Below are 4,811 nucleotides of genomic sequence, written 5' to 3' on the forward strand. Positions count from 1 at the left end.
CCCACGGTACCCACGGCGCCGGTCAGGCCGAGCCGCGTGGAAATGACGGTGGCAACTTCGATGGGCGTGGCGGTGACGAGCCAGACCTTCCGGCCAACACGCAGGTGCTGTTCCGCCAGGGCCTTGGTACCGGGCCAGATCCGCGACTCGATCATCTCGTCGTAGACCTCTTCGCCCAGTTCCTTGATATCGGACACCTTGATGCCGGCCGCGAGGATCAGCGCGGAATCCCGGACGGAATGGACGTCCTCCATCTTTTCGCCCCGGAGCACGAACTTGAACTGCTTCCAGGCAAAGCCCGCGGCTTGGGAGAGCGTGAAGGCCCTGCGTTCATACATCTTCCGGGCAACGTGGAAGAGGCTGGCACCCTTCATGAGGGTGTTGTCGACGTCGAAGAATGCGGCTTCGCCGTGTTGCTGCGTTGCAGCCGGCGCGGTGGCCACAACGGCGTTCTTCTCGACGGGCATGCCTCGAGTCTAGTCAATCGTCCGGCCCCCTGCCGTTCGCGACTGCCGTGACGACGCTGAAGCGATACCGTTGAACCATGCCAAATCCCGACGTCGTACTCCTCACCAAAGCTGACTGCCACCTTTGCGCCGCGGCGCGGGACGCCGTCGAACGCGTGACCTCAAGCCTTGGGCTCACGTGGACCGAACAGTCAATCGACACTGACCCGGCACTGCGCGAGCGCTACGCCGAGGAGATCCCGGTGGTATTCGTGGACGGAATCCAGCGGGATTTCTGGAAAATCGATGAGGCACGATTGGTGCGGGTCCTGAAGAAGGCCATCGCCGCCTGAACATGCGTGCCGAGCTTTGTTGGCAATAGAGTGGGAAAACAAAGCGACGCAATGGAGAAGAACGTGACTGCGCTGGAACCGTCCGCCGAGGCTGTACCCGGGGACAAGGAGTCTGCCGCGAAGCAGATACCGCCCGCGGCTGTGGCCCGGATGACGCTTTACTTGCGCGCTCTGAACTCCCTGCTCGGTGAAGGCGTGGAACGGGTTTCCTCCGAGGCGTTGGCTGAGGCGTCCGGAGTCAGTTCGTCCACCTTGCGCAAAGACCTCTCCTACGTCGGCTCCTACGGAACGCGTGGCGTCGGGTACGAGGTCCAATACCTGAGCCGGCACATCGCGGCGGCGCTCGGCCTGACCCACGACTGGAAAGTGGCCATTGTGGGCGCCGGCAACCTGGGCAAGGCCTTGGCACGATACGGCGGCTTCGAGTCGCGCGGTTTCGACGTGGTGGCGATCCTCGACGCCGATCCCATGATTATCGGGAACGAGGTCGGCTGGCTTCGGGTCAGCGACGCCGCCAATCTTGAAACGGTCCTTCAGCGGACCGGAACCAACATGGTTGTCCTGGCCCTCCCGGCCGCGGTGGCACAAGGCGTCTGCGACCGCGTGATCAGCGCGGGTATCCGCAGCATCCTCAGCTTTGCCCCGGTGCTGCTGCAAGTTCCTCCGTACGTGAATCTGCGCAAAGTGGACATGGCCACCGAGCTCCAGATCCTGGCGTATCACGCACAACGGGCACAGACCCCGGGCCAGGCCATTTAGGCCGGACCGGGTCTGCACCCGTTGTTTGGTTTTAGCGTCTAGCGTCTAGCGGCCGTACGGCGCCTGGCCGTAAGGGTTCGCGAACGGCTGGGCTTTCCGGAAGTACGGCGCCGAGGCCGGCAGGTAGAGCATCACGATCGCGGCGATGCCCAAGAGGATGGTGATGGTGCCCATGCCGATCTGGGTCAGGCCCAGCAGGGAAATTCCAGCGAAGACCGTGCCGAGGATGCGGGCCCAGTTCTTCCCCTTGCGGACATTGAACGCAACCAGTGCGTAGAGCCCGGCAAAGATCACCGAGAAGATGACCAGGAACGTGATCGCAATGCCGATGAAGGTGCTCGTGTCTATGCCTGAAGCGTTGCTTCCTTGCGCCGACAGGGCCTGGTTGAACATGTTCTTGCCTGCCGGCGAGTTCAGCGTAGCGATAGTGAAGGGAATGCCGATCAAGGTCAGTACCCCTGCGGCAATCATCAGCCAGAAGGAGATGTTGACCAACTGCGGGACTCCGGACGTCGCAGCGGGCTGCTGGCTCGGCCAAGTGACGGGGCCGCCCTGCCCGTACTGCGGGACGGAAGGCTGTCCGTACTGCGGCTGCTGCCCGTACTGGGGAGCCTGTTGTCCATACTGGGGTGCGGACGGCTGCCCGTACTGGGGAGCCTGTTGCCCGTACTGGGGTGCGGACGGCTGCTGCCCGTACTGGGGCGCCTGCTGGCCGTACTGCGGAGCCGAAGGCTGCCCGAACTGAGGAGCTTGTTGGCCGTATTGCGGCGGCTGACCCTGCTGGGGTGTCTGCTGGCCGTATTTCGGCTCCTCAGGGGTGGGATTCTCGCCCGGAGTGGACGGCGGGTACGGAGGGGTGCTCATGGCATTCCTTTGCGTGTCGACTGCAGATACGGCTGCCGGGTGCAACGTGCCCCGCCCCCAGCTCGGCTTAATTCCACCGTACCCCGACGGCACAGCGCTGGTGATGATTCACGGGAAGAATTCTCGCTGAACAAGCTTCGGCGGAGCTCCCGTGAATCCTGCATGGACAAACGGAAGGCCGCGGGGTCCTTCCGGGACCGGCCGCGGCCTTCAGCTGTGAAATTCCGGTTTGGAACGTATGGCTAGACGGCGCCCTTCACTGACTTGAACCACGCCTGCGAATTGGGCAGCCACATCAGGACCGTTGCAATGAGGCTGATGACGAAGCTGAACCAGTTGTTGCTCTGTCCATTTGCCATCGCTCCGCCCACGATCGAGAGGATCAGGGAAATTCCCGCAATGACGGTCAGTGCGAGGCGGGCCCACTCCTTGCCTTCCTTCATCTTCATCGCGAAGACGATTTGGGCGGCCGCCACAACCAGCGCTATCAGTACCAGAAGGAGGACGACGACGGCGATTGCCGGCGCGAGCGTGAAGAGCACAATGGAGCCGAAGAGGCCGAGCAGGCCACCCAAGAGGGCCAGGAGTCCGCCAATAAGCCAGATCCAGTAGGAGACCTTCAACTCTGTGGGCATTCCGGTCACTTTGAACATGCCGGAAAAACCGCCCTTGGGAAGGACATCGTTGAAGTTCTTCGGACCGTCGGTAGGCATCTCGAAGTGGAAACCTTCTCCCTGTCCGGGTTGACCCTGCTGCTGGTATCCGGGAGCGGGCTGCTGGTAAGAGGGGGGCGCTTGGTAAGAAGGAGGTGCTTGGTATCCCTGCGGAGGCTGGTAACCCGCAGGAGGGACATTGCCGGGCTGCGGTGGCTGGGCTCCGGGCTGCTGAGGCTGAGGAGCTTCGTTTGGGTTACTCATGGCATCACTTTAGACCTGAGGTTTAAGGATTCATAGGAAATTCTTGGCTAATTCGCCGCTAAGTATCGGCTTTTACCCGAACAATAGGCGGGTGACACCGCGAGCAAAAAATGGCGCCTCCGGGGCTGCGCACGTGATCGTGTGCAGCCCCGAAGGCGCCATTCGGCCCTTTAACCCGGGGGATTGGGAACCTGGGGGATTAGGCAGCGGGTGCGATGAAAGCCAGTTCGAGGTTGATGACAACCTTGTCGCTGACCAGGACGCCACCGGCCTCGAGCACCGCGTTCCAGGTGAGGCCGAAGTCCTTGCGGCTGATGGTGGTCTCACCGGAAACGCCTGCGCGGGTGTTGCCGAACGGGTCAACGCTACGCCGTTGAACTCGGTTTCGATGGTGACCTCTTTGGAGACGCCCTTGATGGTCAGATCGCCCACGAGGTCGAAGCTGTCGCCGTTGGCCTTGACGTGGCGGGAGACAAAAGTGATTTCCGGGAACTTCTCCACATCGAAGAAGTCCTCGCCCTTGACGTGGCCGTCGCGGTTGGCATCGCCGGAGTCGAAGCTGGCGGTCTGGATGCTTGCGGCGACCTTGGAGTCGGCCAGGCTGCCGCCGAGTTCAAGGGTGGCTTCTGCCTCGGTGAACTGGCCGCGGACCTTGCTGATGCCTGCGTGGCGGACGGTGAAGCCGATCTCGCTGTGCGAGTTGTCGAGGGTCCAGACGCCGGTGGTGACGTTTGCGGGAAGAGTCATGGGGTTCTCCTTGGGAAGGTGTGATCGTAGCTTCATCGGTCGTTCGGCCGTACTTAGTTGAAGTGTCAACCGAACCTTGTGTCAAGTATAAACATGCAAATGCATCTTTTATTCCACCTTCAGGGAACATTCTGAAGAAACTTTCAGTTCTACGAAACGTAGAAGATTTCAGATCGCCCGCCTTCTTTGAGAAACTGGTAAACATGCCCCAAGCAACTGTCCATCTGCTCCGCCATGGCGAGGTCTACAATCCCGACGGCATTCTGTACGGCAGACTGCCCGAATTTCACCTCTCCGAACGCGGCCGCGAGATGGCCAAGATGCTCGCGGACCACTTCGCTGCCCGCGTCGCGCAGGGGGCGAACATCGTCTACCTTGTCGCCTCGCCGTTGACCCGCGCGCAGGAAACCGCCCTTCCCACTTCCCAGGCGTTGGACCTCCAGATCCACACGGAACCGCGGATCATCGAGGCGGAGAACCACTTCGAAGGGCTCAAGGCCCACCTCTCCGAATTCATCAAGCCCAAGCATTGGCGTGAGTACCGCAACCCCTTGCGTCCGTCCTGGGGCGAGTCGTACCAGGACCAGGTCGCCCGGATGCGTGCCGCCGTCGAGGACGCCCGGCTGAAGGCAATCGAACTCGGCGGCGATGGCGCCGAAGCCATCCTCGTCAGCCACCAGCTTCCCATCTACGCCACGCGCCTCAGCGCGGAGGGCCGGCCCCTG

6 protein-coding genes and 1 pseudogene are annotated in these 4,811 nt (G+C 62.0%); 3 read left to right on the top strand and 4 right to left on the bottom strand.

Going from position 1 to position 4,811, the window contains the following annotated elements; translation table 11 throughout:
- A partial coding sequence (locus AHiyo1_RS18470; protein WP_172465645.1) for an HAD family hydrolase occupies nucleotides 1-467 on the bottom strand: 467 nt, incomplete at its 3' end.
- A 77-nt stretch (nucleotides 468-544) separates the two neighbouring features.
- Here AHiyo1_RS18470 and AHiyo1_RS18475 point away from each other — a divergent pair.
- Complete coding sequence (locus tag AHiyo1_RS18475) at nucleotides 545-799, top strand: glutaredoxin family protein (protein WP_059389517.1); 255 nt, start codon at nucleotides 545-547, stop codon at nucleotides 797-799.
- 51 nt (nucleotides 800-850) lie between these two features.
- Complete coding sequence (locus AHiyo1_RS18480) at nucleotides 851-1,558, top strand: redox-sensing transcriptional repressor Rex (protein ID WP_059389518.1); 708 nt, start codon at nucleotides 851-853, stop codon at nucleotides 1,556-1,558.
- 45 nt (nucleotides 1,559-1,603) lie between these two features.
- Here AHiyo1_RS18480 and AHiyo1_RS18485 read toward each other — a convergent pair whose 3' ends face one another.
- From AHiyo1_RS18485 to AHiyo1_RS18495, 3 genes and pseudogenes are all read right to left on the bottom strand, one after another.
- Nucleotides 1,604-2,422 (bottom strand): hypothetical protein, encoded by an 819-nt coding sequence (locus AHiyo1_RS18485; RefSeq protein WP_059389519.1) that lies wholly within the window; start codon nucleotides 2,420-2,422, stop codon nucleotides 1,604-1,606.
- Nucleotides 2,423-2,664: 242 nt separating this feature from the next.
- Nucleotides 2,665-3,135 carry a hypothetical protein gene (locus AHiyo1_RS18490; protein ID WP_059389520.1) on the bottom strand — a complete coding sequence of 157 codons (471 nt, stop codon included), beginning with the start codon at nucleotides 3,133-3,135 and terminating at the stop codon, nucleotides 2,665-2,667.
- A gap of 403 nt (nucleotides 3,136-3,538) precedes the next feature.
- A pseudogene (locus tag AHiyo1_RS18495) lies at nucleotides 3,539-4,086 on the bottom strand (YceI family protein).
- Nucleotides 4,087-4,289: 203 nt separating this feature from the next.
- On the opposite strand from AHiyo1_RS18495, the gene AHiyo1_RS18500 reads away from it, so the two are divergent.
- Nucleotides 4,290-4,811 (top strand): histidine phosphatase family protein (locus tag AHiyo1_RS18500; protein WP_059389522.1); only part of this gene is annotated, 522 nt, incomplete at its 3' end.

It is taken from the genome of Arthrobacter sp. Hiyo1, from assembly GCF_001263615.2.
In the GTDB taxonomy this organism is placed as follows: domain Bacteria; phylum Actinomycetota; class Actinomycetes; order Actinomycetales; family Micrococcaceae; genus Arthrobacter.